Origin of the sequence: Streptomyces omiyaensis (assembly GCF_014650895.1) — a bacterium.
GTDB lineage: Bacteria > Actinomycetota > Actinomycetes > Streptomycetales > Streptomycetaceae > Streptomyces > Streptomyces omiyaensis.
Window position 1 is genome coordinate 132,338 of sequence record NZ_BMVV01000011.1, and the last position, 18,028, is coordinate 150,365.

The 18,028-nt window shown below is 73.6% G+C and carries 16 protein-coding genes; 5 read left to right on the forward strand and 11 right to left on the reverse strand.

Features of this window, described 5'->3' with window-relative positions; all coding sequences use genetic code 11:
* Positions 1-21 precede the first annotated feature (21 nt).
* The 6 genes from IE287_RS20160 to IE287_RS20185 all read right to left on the reverse strand — a co-directional run bounded on the left by IE287_RS20160 (position 22) and on the right by IE287_RS20185 (position 8,068).
* Positions 22-921, reverse strand: a complete 900-nt coding sequence (locus tag IE287_RS20160) for a dihydrodipicolinate synthase family protein (protein ID WP_189850497.1) — start codon at positions 919-921, stop codon at positions 22-24.
* A gap of 81 nt (positions 922-1,002) precedes the next feature.
* On the reverse strand, positions 1,003-2,415 hold the full coding sequence (locus IE287_RS20165; protein ID WP_189850498.1) for an FAD/NAD(P)-dependent oxidoreductase: 1,413 nt from the start codon (positions 2,413-2,415) through the stop codon (positions 1,003-1,005).
* Positions 2,396-2,713 (reverse strand): (2Fe-2S)-binding protein, encoded by a 318-nt coding sequence (locus IE287_RS20170; protein WP_189850499.1) that lies wholly within the window; start codon positions 2,711-2,713, stop codon positions 2,396-2,398. Before IE287_RS20170 ends, IE287_RS20165 begins: the two co-directional genes overlap by 20 nt.
* On the reverse strand, positions 2,710-3,891 hold the full coding sequence (locus IE287_RS20175) for an NAD(P)/FAD-dependent oxidoreductase (protein WP_189850500.1): 1,182 nt from the start codon (positions 3,889-3,891) through the stop codon (positions 2,710-2,712). Before IE287_RS20175 ends, IE287_RS20170 begins: the two co-directional genes overlap by 4 nt.
* Positions 3,892-4,025: 134 nt before the next feature.
* Positions 4,026-6,383: a collagenase gene (locus IE287_RS20180; RefSeq protein WP_189850501.1), complete on the reverse strand. Its 2,358-nt coding sequence runs from the start codon at positions 6,381-6,383 to the stop codon at positions 4,026-4,028.
* A 230-nt stretch (positions 6,384-6,613) separates the two neighbouring features.
* Positions 6,614-8,068, reverse strand: a complete 1,455-nt coding sequence (locus IE287_RS20185) for a tetratricopeptide repeat protein (protein WP_229883604.1) — start codon at positions 8,066-8,068, stop codon at positions 6,614-6,616.
* Between the two features lie 323 nt (positions 8,069-8,391).
* Between IE287_RS20185 and IE287_RS20190 the strand changes: the two genes are divergently transcribed.
* From IE287_RS20190 to IE287_RS20200, 4 genes are all read left to right on the forward strand, one after another.
* Positions 8,392-8,859, forward strand: a complete 468-nt coding sequence (locus tag IE287_RS20190; protein ID WP_189850502.1) for a GNAT family N-acetyltransferase — start codon at positions 8,392-8,394, stop codon at positions 8,857-8,859.
* 287 nt (positions 8,860-9,146) lie between these two features.
* Positions 9,147-9,974 carry a response regulator transcription factor gene (locus IE287_RS20195; protein ID WP_189850503.1) on the forward strand — a complete coding sequence of 276 codons (828 nt, stop codon included), beginning with the start codon at positions 9,147-9,149 and terminating at the stop codon, positions 9,972-9,974.
* Positions 9,929-10,198: an ATP-binding protein gene (locus IE287_RS39475; protein ID WP_373307869.1), complete on the forward strand. Its 270-nt coding sequence runs from the start codon at positions 9,929-9,931 to the stop codon at positions 10,196-10,198. Before IE287_RS20195 ends, IE287_RS39475 begins: the two co-directional genes overlap by 46 nt.
* Before the next feature lie 311 nt (positions 10,199-10,509).
* The gene (locus IE287_RS20200; protein ID WP_189850504.1) at positions 10,510-11,343 is read left to right on the forward strand and encodes a hypothetical protein; all 834 of its coding nucleotides are present in this window, start codon (positions 10,510-10,512) and stop codon (positions 11,341-11,343) included.
* A gap of 227 nt (positions 11,344-11,570) precedes the next feature.
* Here IE287_RS20200 and IE287_RS20205 read toward each other — a convergent pair whose 3' ends face one another.
* The 5 genes from IE287_RS20205 to IE287_RS20225 form a co-directional block, all read right to left on the reverse strand.
* The gene (locus tag IE287_RS20205; protein WP_189850505.1) at positions 11,571-12,323 is read right to left on the reverse strand and encodes an anti-sigma factor; all 753 of its coding nucleotides are present in this window, start codon (positions 12,321-12,323) and stop codon (positions 11,571-11,573) included.
* Positions 12,307-12,864 carry a sigma-70 family RNA polymerase sigma factor gene (locus tag IE287_RS20210; RefSeq protein ID WP_229883605.1) on the reverse strand — a complete coding sequence of 186 codons (558 nt, stop codon included), beginning with the start codon at positions 12,862-12,864 and terminating at the stop codon, positions 12,307-12,309. Before IE287_RS20210 ends, IE287_RS20205 begins: the two co-directional genes overlap by 17 nt.
* Positions 12,865-12,911: 47 nt before the next feature.
* On the reverse strand, positions 12,912-13,550 hold the full coding sequence (locus tag IE287_RS20215) for a class F sortase (protein WP_189850507.1): 639 nt from the start codon (positions 13,548-13,550) through the stop codon (positions 12,912-12,914).
* A gap of 143 nt (positions 13,551-13,693) precedes the next feature.
* Positions 13,694-14,521 carry a DUF4397 domain-containing protein gene (locus tag IE287_RS20220; protein WP_189850508.1) on the reverse strand — a complete coding sequence of 276 codons (828 nt, stop codon included), beginning with the start codon at positions 14,519-14,521 and terminating at the stop codon, positions 13,694-13,696.
* 731 nt (positions 14,522-15,252) lie between these two features.
* Positions 15,253-15,741 (reverse strand): MarR family winged helix-turn-helix transcriptional regulator, encoded by a 489-nt coding sequence (locus IE287_RS20225; RefSeq protein ID WP_189850509.1) that lies wholly within the window; start codon positions 15,739-15,741, stop codon positions 15,253-15,255.
* Positions 15,742-15,821: 80 nt separating this feature from the next.
* Here IE287_RS20225 and IE287_RS20230 point away from each other — a divergent pair, with 80 nt between their 5' ends.
* Positions 15,822-17,951: an MMPL family transporter gene (locus IE287_RS20230; protein WP_189850510.1), complete on the forward strand. Its 2,130-nt coding sequence runs from the start codon at positions 15,822-15,824 to the stop codon at positions 17,949-17,951.
* Positions 17,952-18,028: the final 77 nt, after the last annotated feature.

An 18,028-nucleotide genomic window follows, 5' to 3' on the forward strand; every position in this document is an offset into this window, starting at 1 on the left:
GGGCTGGTCTTCTCCCTCGGCCTAGCGGAGGCCCTCGGCCAGGACCTTCTCGGTGGCGGCGCGGACGGCGGCCTCGACGGTTCCGGTGAGCGGCAGCCGCGGCGGGCGGGTCGGGCCGCCGGGGCGGCCGGCGAGGTCCATGGAGAGCTTGATCGCCTGGACGAACTCGGTCTTGGAGTCCCAGCGGTAGAGGCTGTGCAGGGACTTGTAGAGCGGCAGCGCGGTGGCGAGGTCGCCGGCGACGGCGGCGCGGTAGAGCGTGGCGGCGGAGTCGGGCAGGGCGTTGGGGTAGCCGGCGATCCAGCCGACGGCCCCGGCGAGGGCGAGCTCCAGGAGGACGTCGTCGGCGCCGACGAGGAGGTCGAGGCCGGGGGCGAGCTCGGCGATCTCGTAGGCGCGGCGGACGTCTCCGCTGAACTCCTTGACGGCGACGACGTTCCCGTCGGCGTGGAGGCGGGCGAGGAGAGCCGGGGTGAGGTCGACCTTGGTGTCGATGGGGTTGTTGTAGGCCACGATCGGCAGGCCGGCCCGGGCGACCTCGGCGTAGTGGGCGCGGACCGCCTGCTCGTCGGCGCGGTAGGCGTTCGGCGGCAGGAGGAGGACGGAGCCGGCGCCGGCCTCGGCGGCCTGCTCGGCCCAGCGGCGGGATTCGGCGGAGCCGTAGGCGGCGACGCCGGGCATGACGCGGGCGCCGTCGCCGGCCGCCTCGACGGCGGTGCGGACGACCGCGGCGCGCTCGGCGTCGGTGAGGGTCTGGTACTCGCCGAGGGAGCCGTTGGGCACGACGCCGTCGCAGCCGTGGGCGATGAGCCAGCGGACGTGGTCGGCGTAGGCGTCGAGGTCGACGGAGAGGTCCTCGCGCAGCGGCAGGGTGGTGGCGACCATGATGCCGTGCCAGGGGCGGGTGCGGGTGTCGGTCATCGTGACGTACTCCTTTGTAGTGTGTGACATTTTACTAGGGGGTGTGCGGCGGCCACAAGGGTGCGGACGCCACGAAAGGCGCTAGTCGACGGGGAGCGCGGGCAGCTCGGCGAGCTGCCCGAGGCGCACGGGGCAGGCCAGCGGCCTGCGGTCGGCCGACGGCCCGTCACCCGCCAGCGCGGCCACGGCCGGACCGCACATCCGGCCCTGGCACCAGCCCATCCCGGCCCGGGTCAGCAGCTTGACCGTGCGCGCGTCGGTGGCGCCCAGGTCCTCCACCGCCTCGCGGACGCGCCCGGCGGGCACCTCCTCGCAGCGGCAGACCGCCGTCTCCTCGCGGAGCCAGCCGGTCCAGCCGGGGCCGGGCCGGTGGGCGGCGCCCATGACGTCGGCGAAGGCCCGCAGCCGCGCGCGGCGCCGGACGAGGGCGGGGGGCACGGCCCGTCCGGCGATCGTGTGGGCCGCGATCTCCCCCTCGGTCAGGGCGAGCGGGGCACCCCCGACCCCACCGGCCTCGCCCGCCGCCCAGACGCCCGGCACCGAGGTGCGCAGGCCGGGGGTGAGGACGAGGGCGACGGTGCCGTCCGCGGCGGCGCGGGTGGCGCAGCCGAGGGCGGTCGCGAGGGAGAGCTCGGGGACCAGGCCGTGGCCGACGGCGACCGCGTCGCAGGGGACGCGGCGCCCGGTGCCTGGCACGGGCCGCCAGTCCCGGTCGAGCCGGGCCACCGTCACCGCCTCGACCCGGTCGGTGCCGTGCGCCTCGACGACGGCGTGCCGGAGCAGCGGACGGACCCGGTGGCGCAGCAGCGCCCCGCCGTGGACGGCGCCTTCGGCGAGCTTGGCCGGGTTGCGCAGCAGGGTGCCGGGGTGCCGGGCGTACGGCACGTATCCGGAGGCCTCGACGACGGCGGGGACCCGGGCGCCGGCGGCGGCGAGCGAGGCGGCGACGGCGAGCAGCAGCGGCCCGCTGCCCGCGACGACGACGCGGCGGCCGGGCAGCACGAGCCCGCTCTTGAGCATGGCCTGCGCTCCCCCGGCGCCGACCACGCCGGGCAGGGTCCAGCCGGGGAAGGGCAGGTGGCGTTCGTACGCCCCGGTGGCGAGCAGCACCGCGCGGGCGGGGACGGACTCCGCCCCGGCGTCGTCGGTGCGGGCGTGCACGGTCCAGTCGGTGCCGGAGCCGGTGACGCTCCACACCTGGTGGCCCGCCAGGTGGCGCACCCGGCCCCCGCGCGCGTGGGCGCGCAGCTCGGCCTCGCGGCCGGCGAAGGCGGCCCAGTCGTGGTGGAGGGCCTTGGGGCGGGCGGCGCCGAGGGCCGGTTCGGGGTGGCGGTAGTACTGGCCGCCGGGGCGGCTGCCCGCGTCGAGCAGGGCGACGGTGAGGCCGAGCGAGGCGGCGGTGACGGCGGCGGCGAGGCCGGCGGGGCCGGCGCCGACGACGGCGAGGTCCACGGGCGCGGGCGCGGGCCGGGGCTCAGACGGCGAGGTCGTCATGGCCGGTTCCCTCCTGGCTGGTGACGAGGCCTCCGGGGCGGGCCGGGACGAGGCAGGCGCGGCGGTTGGGCGCGCCGTCGACGGTGACGAGGCAGTCGAAGCACTGGCCGATCCCGCAGAAGGCGCCGCGGGGTTCGCCGCCGTGCCGGGTGGTGCGCCAGGCGAGGACGCCCGCGCCCCAGAGGGCGGCGGCGACGGTCTGTCCGGCGGCGGCCGGGATCTCCCGTCCGTCGAAGCGGAAGGTGAAGGTCTCCTGCGGCGCGCCTCCGACGAGGGCGCGCGGGGTGCGGCGGGTCAACTCTGCTGCTCCTGCGGGGGGACGGTGTCTGCGGGGCCGAAGTCCCGCCCGGGGCGGAAGGGCGCCGGGTCGAGCGGGGGCGCGGTGCCGGTGAGGGCGGCGGCGACGAGGGCGCCGGTGGCGGGGGCGAGCCCGATGCCCGCCCCTTCGTGGCCGCAGGCGTGGTGGAGGCCGGGGACGCGCGGGTCGGCGCCGATCGCCGGCAGGTGGTCGGGGAGGTAGGGGCGGAAGCCGTGGTAGGCGCGGAGCACCTGCACGTCGGCGAGGACCGGGAAGAGCGCGGCGGCCTGGGCGGCGAGCCGGCGCAGGGCCTCGGTGGAGAGGGAGCGGTCGAAGCCGACGCGTTCGCGGGTGGCGCCGATGAGGACGGGCCCGCCGGGGGTGCCCTCGACGACGGCGGAGGACTGGAGCGCGGCGGAGCCGCTGGCCACGTCGGCGATGTAGTCGGCGGCGTAGACCTTGTGGCGGACGATCCGCGGCAGCGGTTCGGTGACGAGGACGAAGCCCCGGCGGGGCAGGACGGGGAGGGGGACGCCGGCGAGCCGGGCGACCTCGCCGCCCCAGGTGCCGGCGGCGTTGAGGACGGCGGGGGCGAGGAGTTCGCGGCGGGCGGTGCGCACGCCCCGCACGGCTCCGCTCGCCGGGTCGCGGAGGATCGCGGTGACCTCCTCGCCGAGGTGGAGCGCGGCGCCGGAGGCGGCGAGCAGCCGGGCGGCGGCCTGGGCGGGCTGGACCTGGGCGTCCTGCAGGTAGTGGAAGCCGCCGGCGAGGCCGGGGGCGAGGTGGGGTTCGAGGTCGGCGAGCCGGTCGGCGGGGATCTCGGTGGCGGTGACGCCGGCCGCCCGCTGGCCCTCCGCGAAGGCGCGGAGGGCCCGGAGGGCGGGCTCGTCGGGCGCCACGACGAGCCCGCCCTTGGGCTCGTACTCGGTCTCCGGCGGGAGTGTGGCGGAGAGTTCGCGCCAGAGTCTCGTGGACAGCAGCGCGAGGTCGAGCTCGGGGCCCGCCTCCTTGTCGGAGACGAGCAGGTTGCCTTCCCCGGCGCCGGTGGTTCCGCCCGCGACGGGACCGCGGTCGACCACGGCGACGGTGAGTCCGGAGCGGGCCGCGTAGTAGGCGCAGGCGGCGCCGACGACGCCGGCTCCGATGATCACGACGTCCGGGGAGTGTCTCTTGGGCACGGCAGTAATATGTCACATTCTTCTCGCGGTGCCCAGACCCTTCCGGGTCCGGGCGCCGGACGTCCTTCCCGACGGGGCGGACGGCGGATTTCCCGACGGGGCGGACGGCGTTTTCCCCGACGGGGCGGACGGCGTCAGCTGCGCAGCGGGCCCTCGCAGCGGAAGTCGGAGGTGCCGGCCGTCCGGCTGCTCCAGATGTCGACCCGCCCGAAGGAACAGTTCATGTCGGCCAGGTTGTTGGTGGCGGCGCCGGCCCGGTCGAGGAGGAAGTAGTCGACGGTCTCGGACATGTCCTTGAAGACCTTGTCGGGGCTGTTCGCGTCCGTCAGGTTGGCGGTGATCCGGCCGGTGCAGACGAAGCGGCGCTTGCCGTACTCGCCCGCCTCCACGCAGTCGGGGGTGTTCCGGGTGGCGGCGGCGAAGGCCGAGCGGACGGCCGCGACGTCCCAGTCCCGCAGGTACCCGTTGGCCGTGTAGGTGGTGTTCGGGACGTGGAGCCGGTCGACCTCGGCGATCCGCGCGTCCAGGAAGCGGTCGTAGCCCTGCTGGAGGCCGGCGTCGGCGCCGAGCCGCTCGCGCCAGGCGTCGTAGCCGGCGACGTCGTCCGCGCGGAGGCGGTCGTACATCTCCCGGATCAGCGAGGGGCGCTCGGTCCACAGGTACTCGAAGAAGGTGCCGGAGTAGTTGTAGAAGCGGAAGCCGTCGCCGGAGTAGGTGGCGTGCAGGATCTGCCGGACGGTCATCCGGGGGCCGCCGCCCGCCGTGTCGTCGATGACCCCCTGGACCAGCGACCTGCGGACGGCGATGCCGTCGTCGCGGGTGGCGCCGTCGAAGAACTCGGCCGTGCCCTCGTCCATGAAGGTGGTCCGGTCGGCCTGGTACCAGGGGCCCTGGCCGAAGGTGCCGGGGACGGCGAACCGCCCGTTGAGGTAGTGCGTGTACTCGTGGCGGAAGAGCTCCTCCAGGGTGAGCCGGGAGTCCTGCGGCACGCGCCGCTGGTAGGTGTAGAAGGTGGCGCCCCTCTCGATGTAGATGCCGCCGTTGTCCGTGTCGTAGCCGGTCAGCACCGGGTGGTAGACCTCGTAGTCGGCGCGCGAGCCGTACAGGACGATGTTCAGGGTGGTGTTGGTGTCGCCCGCCAGCGGCTGCTCGGTGCCGAGGACCCGGTGGAACTGCGCCTTGACCTGCTTGCTCGCGTAGTAGAGCTGGTCGACGGTGGCCCGGTCGAGGCCGGTGCGGACCTTGAGGGCGCCGTTGTCGTAGGTGTACGTGTACGGGAAGATCCGGGCCTCGATGTCGGCCTTGCAGACGCCGTACGGGGCACAGGCCTCGTAGAAGTTCAGCCAGGAGACGATCTTGGCCCAGGGCTGGCTGCCGTAGCCCCAGGCGGCCTCGACGGGGCGGTAGAGGGCGTCGAGGTCGGCGACGATGCCGGCCCGCACTCCGGCGACCTCGCCGAAGCGGCCGTACTCGAGGAGCGCGTCGCGGACGACCCAGGCGTTGGCGGTGCCCTTGAGGTGGGTGTGGCCGGCGAAGGCCTTGAAGGCGGCGCGGTAGGCCGGGTCGGCGGCGACGGCCGCGTGGAAGGCCGCGTCCTGGTTCCCGGAGTAGATGCCCAGGTAGTTGACGGAGAGTCCGGCGAGCGCGGCACCGGCCCAGGCCGGGTCGTGGTGGGTGGCGGGGTGCGCCGGGTCCATGGTGGCGAGCACCCGGGTGATGAGGCCGAGCTGGTGCTGGCGCAGGCCGGGGGCGCTGCCGGCGTAGAGGGCCTCGCGGAGGGTGCGGGCGTTGCTCGGGGTGGCGTCGAAGGTGCGGGCGGCGGAGCCGAGGGCGGCGACGGCCCGGCGGATCGCGTCGACGGTCGGGGCGTCCGTGATGTCGATCTCGGCGCGCGAGAAGTCGTGGTAGGCGACCGCGTGCAGATAGGTGAACATCTCCTCCAGGTGGGAGGAGTTGCGGCCGTCGTGGGCGGCCGCCAGGGCGGAGATCCGGTGCGCGACGGCCTGCACGTGGGCGTCGGACATCACCGGCGCGAGCCGGGCGTCCCAGGTCCAGATCAGGCCGCTCAGACAGCCGTCGGCGGTGACGGCGGGGTCGGCGAGGAAGTCGGCGAAGGCGGCCGGGGAGAGCCCGGTGACGCCGTCGAGGGTGCAGGGGACGCCGGCGGCGAGGGTGGTGGCGGGCGCGGCGGGGGCGCTCCGCTTCTTCGCGGCGGACGCCTCGTCCTTCTTCGCCTGTCCGGGGACGCGGGCCCGGGTGTCGCCGGTGCCGCCGGGGGCGGTGGCCGGGGCGGGCGTGGCGGCGCGGGGCTGGGCGAATCGCTCCACCTCGTCGAAGGGGTTCGACGCGGCGGGCGCGGGGGCGCCGGTGGCGGCGGCGCGCGGGGCGGGGGCCGCGGCGGCCTGCGGCGCGGCCTGGCCGGCGGAGGCCACGAGGGTCACGGCTATCGCGGTGCCGAGGAGGGAGGAGCGCACGACTCGGTGCTGGGACACGAGGTCTCCTGGGAAGGGGGTGGGGTCGGAAGGTGCGCGGCCGACCGGAGTGATCTGAACGGGAGTTGGCGGAAAGGCATCCGTTCACCACGCGATCGGTAACATAGTAATGTGAAATTGCACTGACAACCCCTGTGCACACGTCAGTTGCCCGCCCGGGCGTCCGCCTCCGTGAGGGATACGGGGGGAGGCGGACGCCCGGCCCTCCGGACGGGCGGTGAACTCGGAGGTCAGAAGGGTGCGTCCGGTACGGGGCCGAGCCCGGGCGCGGTCGGCCTCAGCCCCTTCACCGCCCCCTCCGCCCGCTCCCGCGCCACCGCCGCCAGGGCCGCGTCACCGATCGCATCGGCCAGCCGGGCCCGGCCCAGCCAGTTGTACGGGCTGTCCGGACGCAGCCCGTCCCGCTCGCTCAGCAGCAGCCGGGCCCGGTCGTGGTCCCCGGCGGCGAGCGCCGACTCCAGCAGCGTCCGCTGGACGGCGTCCCGCTGCGCGTGGCTGCCGCCGAAGACCTGGATCCTGCGGCGCACCGGCCACAGCAGCTCCACCACGGCGGCGTGATCGCCCCTCCCCTGCGCCACCAGCGCCTCGCAGACCGGGAGTCCGACCTCCGCCGTCATGACGTGGTTGGAGAGCGCCCGCCGGTCCCCGGCCGCACCGGCCAGCCACCGGCGGCGGTCGGCCACCAGCGCCTCCGCCTCCGCGATCCGCCCGGCCCCCACGTACGCCATCACCGCGTGGGCGTCGTTGAAGGCGTAGAACGGCGGGTCGGCCCGCCCCGCCCAGGCGTCGGCGAGCCGCGCCCAGCGCTCCGGCTCCTCCCGGCCGGCCAGCCGCAGCCGCCACAGCAGCGCGGCGGCGTCGAGGAGCTCCATCGCCAGCCCCGCCGACCCCGCGTGGTGGACGGCCGCGTCGTAGACGCGCAGCGCGGTCTCCTCGGCGCCCGCCTCCAGGGCGTACAGGGCGTAGTGCCACCAGTTGTGCACCGTCAGGTAGTTGCCGCGCGTCCAGTCCCCGGCGCGCGCGTCGAGGAAGGCGACGCCCTCGGCGACCCTGCCCTGCATCTCGTAGGTGTGGGTGACGGCGTGCACCGCCCACACGTCCGCCGGATGCCGCTGGAGCGCCGCGAGGCCGGTCTCCTCCGCGCGCCGGTAGTGCCCGGACTCCTCCAGGCCGAAGGCGTACATGCCGAGCAGCGGCCCCCGGTGCTCGTCCGCGCTCCCCCACGCCGACAGGGCCCCGCCGATCCGGTCCCGCAGCCGGACCGCGTCCCCGGTCAGGAAGTCCAGCTGGTGCCCGGCGAAGAGCGCGAGCGCGTCCCTCGGGTACGCCAGCGACAGCTCCTCCAGGAGGTCGCCCGCCCCGTGCAGGTCCCCCGCCAGACAGGCCCCGGCGGCCGCCAGGTGGAGCCGCTCGCGCGCGGGCAGCGCGCCCGTGTCGCGCCCGGCGAGATAGCCGTCGAAGCGGGCGCGGGCCGCGGCGGCGGCGCTGTGCTCGGTGCCGAGCACGCCCAGGTAGACGGCGAAGGCCTGGGCGTCGGGCGACTCCGGGCCGGCCGCGAGGGCGTCCTCGACGGCCGGGGCCACCTCGGGCCGGAAGAAGAGCAGCGCCTCGACGGCCCGGTCCAGATGGTCCGCGCCCTCGGGGGTGCAGGCGTGCAGGGTGTTGCCGTAGCGATCGGTCGCCAATGCGGTTCCTCACCTCGGTTCCTCGGATGCCGCCGCGCGCCGGGACGGGCGGCCGGTGGCACGGCGGGCGGAGCGGAGGCTCCCCGCCGGCACCGGGAGCGTGCCCCGCCCGCTCCCGCCGCACTCGCCCCGCGCCTCGGCGCGCGCCCCGCGCACCACCGTCCGCCCCGCCGGGCCCGGGGCGGCGGGGCGGTGGACCCGGCGTCCGGCGGGACCGCCCGCCGCAACCGGACCGGACCCCTCCTCGCCGAAGCGCCGGTCCGGCGGCATGATCCACTGGGCCGTGCACCGCAGGGCGCGGTGCACGAGGAGAGTGAGCGTTCATGTCCGTCGCCGACGCCGCCGTCCGGATCCGTCCGGTCCGGGAGGAGGACTTCGACCAGTGGCGTGCCCTGTACCGGGGGTACGCCGAGTTCTACCGGGTCGAGCAGACCGAGGAGGCCGCCCGGCTCGTCTGGTCCTGGATCCACGACCCGGCGCACGAGGTGGAGGCGCTGGTGGCGGAGGACGCCGACGGGCGGCTCGTCGGCCTCGCGCACTTCCGTCCCTTCGCCCGGCCGCTCTCCGCGACCGTCGGCGGCTGGCTGGACGACCTGTTCGTCGACCCGGCGAGCCGGGGCACCGGCGCCGCGGACCGGCTGCTGGCCGCGCTGCGCGGGATCGGCGCGGAGCGCGGCTGGAGCGTCGTCCGCTGGATCACGGCCGACGACAACCACCGCGCCCGCTCCAAGTACGACCAGGTGGCCACGCGCACGATGTGGATCACGTACGACATGGCCCCCGAGGCCTGACGGACCCGCGGACCGCGTGCGGGGAGGACCTCGTCCTCCGCTCCTCGCCGTGACGATCGCGGCGGAGGCGCCCGTCGGTCTTCCCCGGCCCCGGCCGTGCGGCCCGGCGTCACGTGAGGGTCGAGGGGCGCGGGGCGAAGGGCGCGGCCCCGCCCCGCGCGGGGCCCGGCACCTCGCTCCCGGATCCCGCCCGGCGCGCACCGCCCGGCGGGGCCGGGTGGCGGCCCGTGCGTGTCGCGACGCAGGGCCCGCGGTGATCGTGATCATGGGAACAGCGCGGATACCGGGTGTGCGCCCGGCTGCGCGCCGAGGGGAACGCGGTGCCGGTGCTGGTGCTGGTGCTGGTGCTGACTGCGAAGAACGGCGAGTACGACGAGGCCGAGGGGCTCGACACGGGTGCCGACGACCACCTCGCGAAGCCCTTCTCGTACGTCGTTCCGGAGGGCCGCCTCCGTGCCCTCCTCCGGCGCGGCGGCGCCCGCGTCCCCGTCCTCCTGGAGGCCGGTGACCTGTGGCTCGACCCGACCCGCCGCACCTGCGGCCGTGGGAACGAGCCGATCGCCCTCACCCCGAAGGAGTCCGCCGTCCCGCACTGCCTGCCGGGCCGCCTCGACGGGGTGGTCCCGGCGATCGACGTCCTTGACGAGGTGTGGTCGGCCGGCTCCGCAGGCGACCCGAACCTCGTGCATGTCCGCATCAGCGCCGTACGGAAGAAGAGCGACACGCCCTTCGGGCGCAGGACGGTCGAAACGGTGCGCGGTGCGGGATGTCGGGTGAGCGGACGTGGCCGGGTTCGGGTTGCCGCGCCAGGCACGGGCTTCATCGGCCTGCCGGCCGGGCTCGTCACGACAGCGGCGACTCCCGACCGGGCGGAAGCGGCAGCCACCCGTCCACGGGAGTTCACGGCGGACGCGGCCCACGGGCTCCGCAGTCCGCCGGCGTCCTTGCGCGCCCAGTCGGAGTCGTCCCTGCACCATCCGGAGTCGGCCGCTCTCCGCCTCCGCCGTGTGGCCCCGGCCCCGACGGTCCTCCCCGGCAACCCGACCCACCTGAACGACTGCTCCGCAACCTGCGCGCCAACGCCTGCCGACACGCGCGGACGGAGGTCACGGTGACGGTGAACCGTTCCGCCGCCGAACTGGTCCTGACCGTCCACGACGACGGCCCCGGGATCCCGCCCTCCGACCGAGCCCGGGTCTCCGACCGCTTCACCCGCCTCCACGAAGCCCGTACCCGACGTCACCGTCATCTACGATCCGTACGCAGCACAATCAGCGATCCGTACGCAGCGCATCGGCAGTCCTGGTGTCGGCGACTCCTTCCGCGCTTCCCGCCGTGAACACCGATGATCTGTCGTGGCAAGCCCACCACTACGGTGGCCCGCATCCCCGAAAAGCGGACCTCTTGCCGGAGCACGGTCGCCTGGACCTGATGATCCGGGCGGCCGAAGAGCGCGGGGAGTGCTTCTGTGCCGAGCGCGCGGCACAGGAGCTGTCCCGGAGGGGCGCGTTCGGTCGGGCTGTCGAGGTGGCCGAGCCGTTTGCCGCTCTCGGGTGGCGGCCGGCCCTCTAGTTGATCGCCCCGCACGCCGGAACGGCGCGGAAGGCCCTCGAGAAGGACCGTTGGGCCTCCGGCGACGAGGAAGTCCTGGTGCTCCGGGCTCGGGTGCTGGAACGCATGGACCGCGCCGACGAGGCGACACGCGTCCCCGGGGCGGACACGGCCGTGAAACGCTACGGCACCCCGAACACCCTGACCGCCTACGCCGAACTGCTGGCACGCCACGGCCGGCTCGACGCCCTGCGCGAGCCGGCCACCGGAGAGCACGCCCACACCGTCCTGGACGTCTTCGCCGGTGCCCTGCGCGACCGCGGCCGGGGCGGCGAGGCCGAGACGGTGATGCGGGAGCCCATCGCCACTGACGACTGGGCCGGGTACCGGGCCTGGCTCTCCGCGGCCCTCCTGCAGGACGGCCGGTCGGACGACGCGATCGCCGTGGCCGAACCCGGCTTCAGCTGGTACGACTGCTCCCCTCTCCTGGCGCCCCTCGTCCGCCCTCTCCTCGACCGTCCCGAAGAACTGCTCTCCCTTATGGCCCCCCTGACCGTTCCCCATCACGATCATGAGGAGTTCCCGCACCGGTGGCGGGCCTTCGCCCTCGCCGGCCTCGGTCGTGCCGAGGAAGCGATCGCCGTGGTCGACGCGCACCCGGACCCGTTCGCCGACCCCCGCCTCGCCAGAGCCGGTCTCCTCGGCACCGCCGGCCGCTTCGCGCAAGCCGCGGCGGAACTCCAGGACCTGGGTACCGTCAAAGCACGTGAGGATCTGTTCGAGGTCCTGGTCGGGCAAGGGCGGGCCGCCGAGGCGGCCGCCGCCCACCCCACCGTCGCCGAACAGCGTGCCGCCAGGACGAAGACCGCATCAGCCCCCTGCGGGAGGACGGGTACTCCGCGGAACCCCCCTTTTGACGACAAGTTCACATGATCTCGTCTGCTGGATCATGGCCGCGTGATGCATCGCCACGAGTTGCCGGACGCCGGGTGGGAGTTCGTCCGGCCGTCGCCGCCCGATTCGTCGCGGGGCGGACGCGACCGGACGATCGCAGAATCCTGAACGGAATCGTGTGGAATTTCCGCACCGGAACGTGCCCGGGGCCACACCCGCGCGAGCGGGGAGCAGCAGGGGGTCACGATCCGGTCGGGCCGGTGGTGTCAGCCGGCGTAGGTCCCGCGTACGAGGCTGTCGCCGGAGTGGTCGGGTTTGCCGTTGTAGGGCTGGAGGGAGACGTCGACGACGGAGTACTCGCGCAGGTCGATGTTGCCGGGGACCGGGAGAGTCGCATGACCGTCCGGGCCGAGGACTCCCATCGACACCAGTTTGGTGTGCGTCCTGTCCATCAGCCAGACCTCGAAGTAACCGGCCGTCTCGGGCAGTCCCTTCACCGTGATGTCGAGGGTTCGGCGGCCGCGCTGATCGTCCATCCGGGCATAGCCCGCAGAACTGGTGCGCAGCGTCTCCAGCCGGCGGCCTTCGGCCACGGTGCGCGTCGGCTGGGTCTGGGTGCTGGTGGTCCACCAGGTGATCGCGCTGCCTGACGCAGCGCCCAGGAGGGCGGCGCAGGCGGCCAGGGCGACCGCGGAGCGGCTCATTCGGCGGGGCGTCTTCGCGGGGGCGGCCGACGGGTCGGCGGTCTGTGTCGCGGGCTCGGGCGTGTCGTCGCGAAGGGGCGTGCCCCCGGCTTGCGCGGGCAGGCGCAGCTCGGCGGCGATGCCCTCCCAGACGCTGTCCGGCGGGACGAGGAGTTCCTCTTCGCGCACAGAGGTCGACGCCACGGCCACCACGTTGCGAATGGCGTCCAGTTCGCTGCGGCAGATCGCGCATTCGTGCAGGTGGAAGGAGGCCGACGGGTCGGGGTTCTCGCCGAGTGCCATCATCACCAGGGTCTGTTCATCGGTGTGCTGCACCGTCCACCTCCAACCGCTTCTTCAGCCGCATCAGTCCGCGGCGGGTATACGTTTTCACTGTTCCGAGAGGCAGTCCGGTGCGTTCGGCGATCTGGGACTGCGACAGGTCTTCGTAGAAGGCCATCTTGAGCACCTGTTGCTGCTGCTCGGGGAGGGTCTCCATCTCGCGCATGAGGGTGACGTACTCCAGCAGGGAATCGGCCGGCGGGGCCGCTGCGTCGGGGCCTCCGGAGACGGCCATGACGGCTTCGACGTCGCGCAGGTGGCGGGAGCGCCGGCGCAGTGCGTCGACGATCTTCTTGTGCGCGATGCCCAGGATCCAGGTCTTGAGGGACGCCCGCACCGGGTCGAACGTCTTGCGGCTGTCCCAGGCTCCGACGAACACCTGCTGGGTGACGTCCTTGGCCTCTTCGGTATCGCCTAGTTTTCGGGCGGCGAGGGTGTAGACGAGAGGGCCCCAGCGGCGGTAGGTCTCGTTCAGCGACGCCTCGTCGCCGGCGGCGAAGCGTTCGCCGAGGCTGTCGTCCGAAACCGTGGTCACGGCCGCAACACTAGCGGCCAGCACCTGCCCGCCGCCCCACGATCCCGTCACCTGGGCACCGCCACCGCGGTGACGACCAGATTGTTCTGGTATCCGCCGTTGTCGCGCAGGTACGGTGCGGCGCAGGTGATGAGCGTGAGCGTGGGCAGGCCTTCGCGGCGGAAGGCGCCGGACTCGCCCAGGGCGTTCTTCGCGACGGTACGCCGGGAGGTGATGCGGTAGGCCACCGTGCTCCCGTCCTGCCGGTCCACGGCGACCTGGTCGCCTTCTCTCACCTCGCTCAGGGCTGCGAGCACGCCCAGGCCGCGTCCTGTGGCGTCCACGTGGCCGACGATCACCGAGGATCCGGCTCCGGCGCCCGGGGAGGGGGAGAAGCGGTACCAGCCCACCCTGTCCGGATCCTCGGGGACGACGACCTGGCCGTCGGGTGCCACGCCGACCGGGTCGATCGGCGCCCTCAGCCGGAGTCGGGGGATCCTGACGGACGAGGGTGCGGGAACGGCCGGGGGCCGGGTCTGGTCGGCTGCGGCCGGGGCGGGTGAGGGTCCGTCGCCCGCGGGCGGTGCGGAGGCCGCCTGCTCGACGGCGCGGGCGGGGTCCGCACCGAAGTCGGCAGGCGCGCCGGAGTCGTCGCGCGCCAGGGTCAGGCCGAGAAGCACGATCAGACAGACACCGACGATCCCCATGACAAGTCCGAGGATCCGCATTCGCCCTGAAATGGGCCTTCCCATGATGTCGGAGCCTTTCTGAGGGCGTGTGAGCAGAGGCGCGCGGGCCGTGGTCGCCACCCGGAGGTCTGCGGCCACGGCCCGCGGGGTGCGTGCGGACGTCAGCCGGCGTCGGTGCGGCGGCGCAGGAGGAGGGCGGCCCCGCCGAGGGCGAGCAGAGCACCTGCCGAAAGCGCGCCGATCTGGGCAGTGCGGTTGACGCCGGCGGCCTGTCCCGTCTCGCCCGCCGGTACACCGGAGGGCGCGGAGTGCATGCCGGTGATGGTCTGGGTCTTCAGCGCGAGGTTCTTGTCGGCGGCGCTGCCCCAGGCGTAGACGATCGTGTTGCTGCCCTCGGCCAGGTCGAGGGTGGCCGGGCCGATGGCGACGGTGTCGGTTCCGGCGAGGACGACATCGGCGGAGATGCTGCCGGGGGCCACTTCCGCCTTGGCCTCCCGGGGGTTCTCCAGCCCCTTGAACACGGGGGTGCCGCCGGCCCGCACGTCGACCGCGGGCGCTGCGGCGACATGCCTGACGGTGAGCCGTGCCTTGCCGGCCGGAACCATGGAGGTGTCGTTGACGAAGGCGTCCAGTGCCGGCTTGCCGTCCGCCGTCAGGTGCGCGACCAGGGTGGCGTTGGCACCGGCCGGGACCTGGACGGTCTTCTCGATCGCCGGAGTGCCCTTGGGGCCCTCGCCGTCCTTGAAGACCTTGATGTCGTACGACCCCGCCGGGAGCTTCAGCGGGTCGGTGAGCGTGCCGGGGGCGAAGTCGGGCAGCAGCTCCTTGTCGCCCGCGTAGACGTCCACCGTGAGGCCCGGAACGGCGTGCAGGACGGACACGGTGGCCTCGTCGGCCTGCGGCGCGGCCAGCGCGGGGGCACCGGAGGCGAGGGTGAGGAGGGCGGCGGTGCCCAGGGCCATCGCGGCGCCGGCGGAACGAGAAGTCATGACGAGCATCCCTTCGAGCAGTCGAGAAGATCTCGAATCCTTGTGTCGAGGACGCTTTCGTCGACCGGCCGCCGAGTGGTTTCACCCGGCGGCCGACTTTCTTCGACTCGTCTCCCGGCACCGGTCGGGCCGGCCGGGCGGTACCCGCTCCGCATACGCATCCGGGCAGGAGCGGGAGCCGAAGCGAACAATCAAGCGGAGTTTCCTCACTCCTGTGCCGTGTGGTGGTCCTGCCGGAGAGCCGTGCGCGGGCCCCGCACCTCGAACGGAAGGCAGCACGAGATGGTCGTCAAGCGGCTTCACGACGCCGGGCTGCGCAGCGAGCACGCCCACCTCGCTGCCCTCGGGTCGATCGGCCCGTCCCTCGCCTCCTGGGTCACCTCGAGTCGGCGCGAGAACCTCGAACGCGCCGACCGCCGGGGAATCTTCGCCGGAGAGTGGGCGCCGGCCTTCTTCGCCGTGGGCCGGGCGCCGGGCGGGGCGCCGTCGACCAGGTGCAGGCGGGTGCGAGAGGCGTCGTCCCCGTGTCGGTCGCACCGGGCCGGTCGGGGGCCACGGGGATGCGCCTCGGTCCGTGAGACGACTGCCCCGCACCGGAAGGAAGGCGGGACGCGGCGTCTTCCCGATGCCCTCCATGAGGGACATCGTGCTTCCTGGACCGGAGCCCCTGATGTCCGATGCCCTTCACGGCGGATCCGGCCCGGCCGGTGGCCCACACGTTCCCCGGGACCTCACGGCTGTGGTTCGTGGCCCGCGGCCAGTTCGGCGTTGAGCGCTCGCAAGAAGGCCGCGATCGTGCTCAGTTGCTCCGGCGTGAAGCGGCTGCGCGCGCTCTCGGTGGCCCGTGCGAGCGGGCTGAAGTATTCACGGGCCAGGGCGCGGGCATCAGGGTTGTAGGCGAGGTGGACGACCCTGCGGTCCGCGGTGTCGCGGACGCGGCTGACATGTCCTGAGCGCTGCAGCCGGTCGAGGCAGGCGGTGATCGCTCCGGAGGTGAGACCGAGCTCTTCCCGCAGACGCGTAGGGGTCACGGGTCCGTCGGCGGACGCCGCGGGATCCATGATCACAGCGAGGGCGTGAACGTCCGTGCTGTGCAGCCCCTGCCGATGCGCGAAGTCCAGCGTCGCCTTGTTCAGCTCACGATTCAGCGCGCGCAACAGGACGGCGTAGGCGAACAGGTCGCTGGCTTGGTCAGGGGTTTCCGGTGAGCGCGACTGCATCCTCCCATCCTAGTATCACTCAATCATTGAGATAGTTTATCTTTGAGATACCTTTGCTCGCCCGTTTCGATAGGGAGTCGATGAACAGCGCCCGTCGACCAGTCCGCTGGCTGGTCCCCCTCGCCCTCGTCGTGGTCTGGCTCGGCCTGGGCGGAGCCTTCGGCTCCTACGCAGGCAAGCTCGGCGAGGTCTCCACCAACGACCAGGCCGCCTTCCTGCCCCAGAACGCCGAATCCACGAAGGTGATCGAGCAGCAGAAGGCCTTCAACCAGCAGGAGACCCTGCCCGCGATCCTCGTGTGGACATCCCCCGCGGGTAGCGACATCTCGCCGGCTCAGCAGCAGGCGGCGACCGCCGCGCTGCAGTCCCTGAAGGGTGCGCCTGGTGTCGAGGGCGCTCCCTCCCCGGCCTTCCCCTCGGAAGACGGCAAGGCCCTCCAGGGCGTCGTACCGCTGTCCCCCGCCCTCGGAGAGGAGCTCGGCGCAACCCTGGACAGCATCCGGGCGGCAGCAGATGCCGTACCCGACACACGAGCCCAGCTCGCCGGCCCCGCAGCGACGCAAGGCGACCTGGGGAAGGCGTTCGCCGGCATCGACGGGCTGCTGCTGGGCGTGGCCCTCGCCGCAGTACTGCTCATCCTGCTGCTCGTCTACCGCAGCGTCATCCTCCCCTTCCTGATCATCATCAGCTCCGTCTTCGCCCTCGGAGTCGCCGGCGCCATCGTCTACGTGCTCGCCGACAACGACATCGTCCGCGTCGACGGGCAAGTCCAGGGCATCCTCTCCATCCTGGTGATCGGCGCGGCCACCGACTACGCCCTGCTCCTCACGGCTCGTTTCCGCGAGGAACTGGCCGCCACCGGCGACCGGGCCGCAGCGGCCTGGGCGGCTACGCGAGGATCGTTCGGAGCCATTGCCGCGAGCGCCGCAACCGTCGCGCTCGGCCTGCTCGCCCTGCTGCTGAGCGACCTGACCAACAACAGGGCCCTCGGACCCGTCGGCGCGATCGGCGTCGTGTGCGCCGTCCTGACGACACTCACCTTCCTGCCCGCCGTCCTGGCCCTCATGGGCAAGACCGCCTTCTGGCCGGCCAAGCCGAGGTCGGCCGACGCCGAGACCGGAGGCCACGGAATCTGGCGTCGCGTCGCGCATTGGGTGGACACCCGTCCCAGGCAGCTGTGGACGGTCACCACAGGCCTTCTGCTGGTCGGTGCGGCGTTCTTCCCCGCCCTGCAGTCCAAGGGCGTGCCGCTCGACGAACTGTTCGTCAACGACGCCCCGTCCGTCGCCGCTCAGCAGACCCTGGGCAAGCACTTCCCCGGTGGCTCCGGCCAGCCGGCGGTCATCATCGCCGACGCCGACAACCAGGCCGCGGTGCAGAAGGCCGCAGCCCGGACCCCGGGGGTGGCCGACGCCCGAGTGGTCACCGGCACTCCCGGCGGAAAGCCGCTCGTCGTCGACGGCCTGGTGCGCATCGACGCGACCCTGTCCGACGCACCGGACAGCGACACGGCCAAGAAGACCGTCCAGAACCTCCGCGACCAGGTCCACGCCACGGACGCGAGCACCCTCGTGGGCGGCTACACGGCTCAGCAGTACGACACGCAGCGCACCGCCGAGCACGACAAGAACGTGATCATTCCCGTCGTCCTCGCGATCATCCTCGCGATCCTGATCGTCCTCCTCCGCTCGCTGCTCCTGCCCGTCCTGCTGGTCGCCACCGTGGGACTGAACTACCTCGCGACCCTCGGCATCGCCGGACTGGTCTTCGAGCACGGCTTCGGCTTCTCGGGCACGGACGCCTCCGTCCCCCTGTACGGGTTCGTCTTCCTCGTCGCCCTGGGAGTCGACTACAACATCTTCCTCATGTCCCGCGTACGCGAGGAGACGCTGCGGCTCGGGACCAGGCAGGGCATGCTGCGCGGGCTCATCGCCACGGGTGGCGTGATCACGTCGGCAGGGGTCGTCCTGGCCGCCACCTTCGCGGCCCTCATCGTCATCCCTCTCGCCTTCCTGGCCCAGATCGCCTTCATCGTCGCCTTCGGCGTGCTGCTCGACACGATCGTGGTGCGGTCGCTGCTGGTACCCGCTCTCGTCAGGGACATCGGTCCCGCCGTCTGGTGGCCCAGCAGCCTGGGCCGAGAGGCAGGGGACGACCACGCGGGTTCGACGGAAGGCAGCCCGAAGGAGAACAGCCCGGCAGTCGGCTGACGCACATGCCGTGGCGGCAGGAACTGCCGCCACGGCGCGTGCGGGACGTGTCCCCGCACGGAGACTTCACAACCACG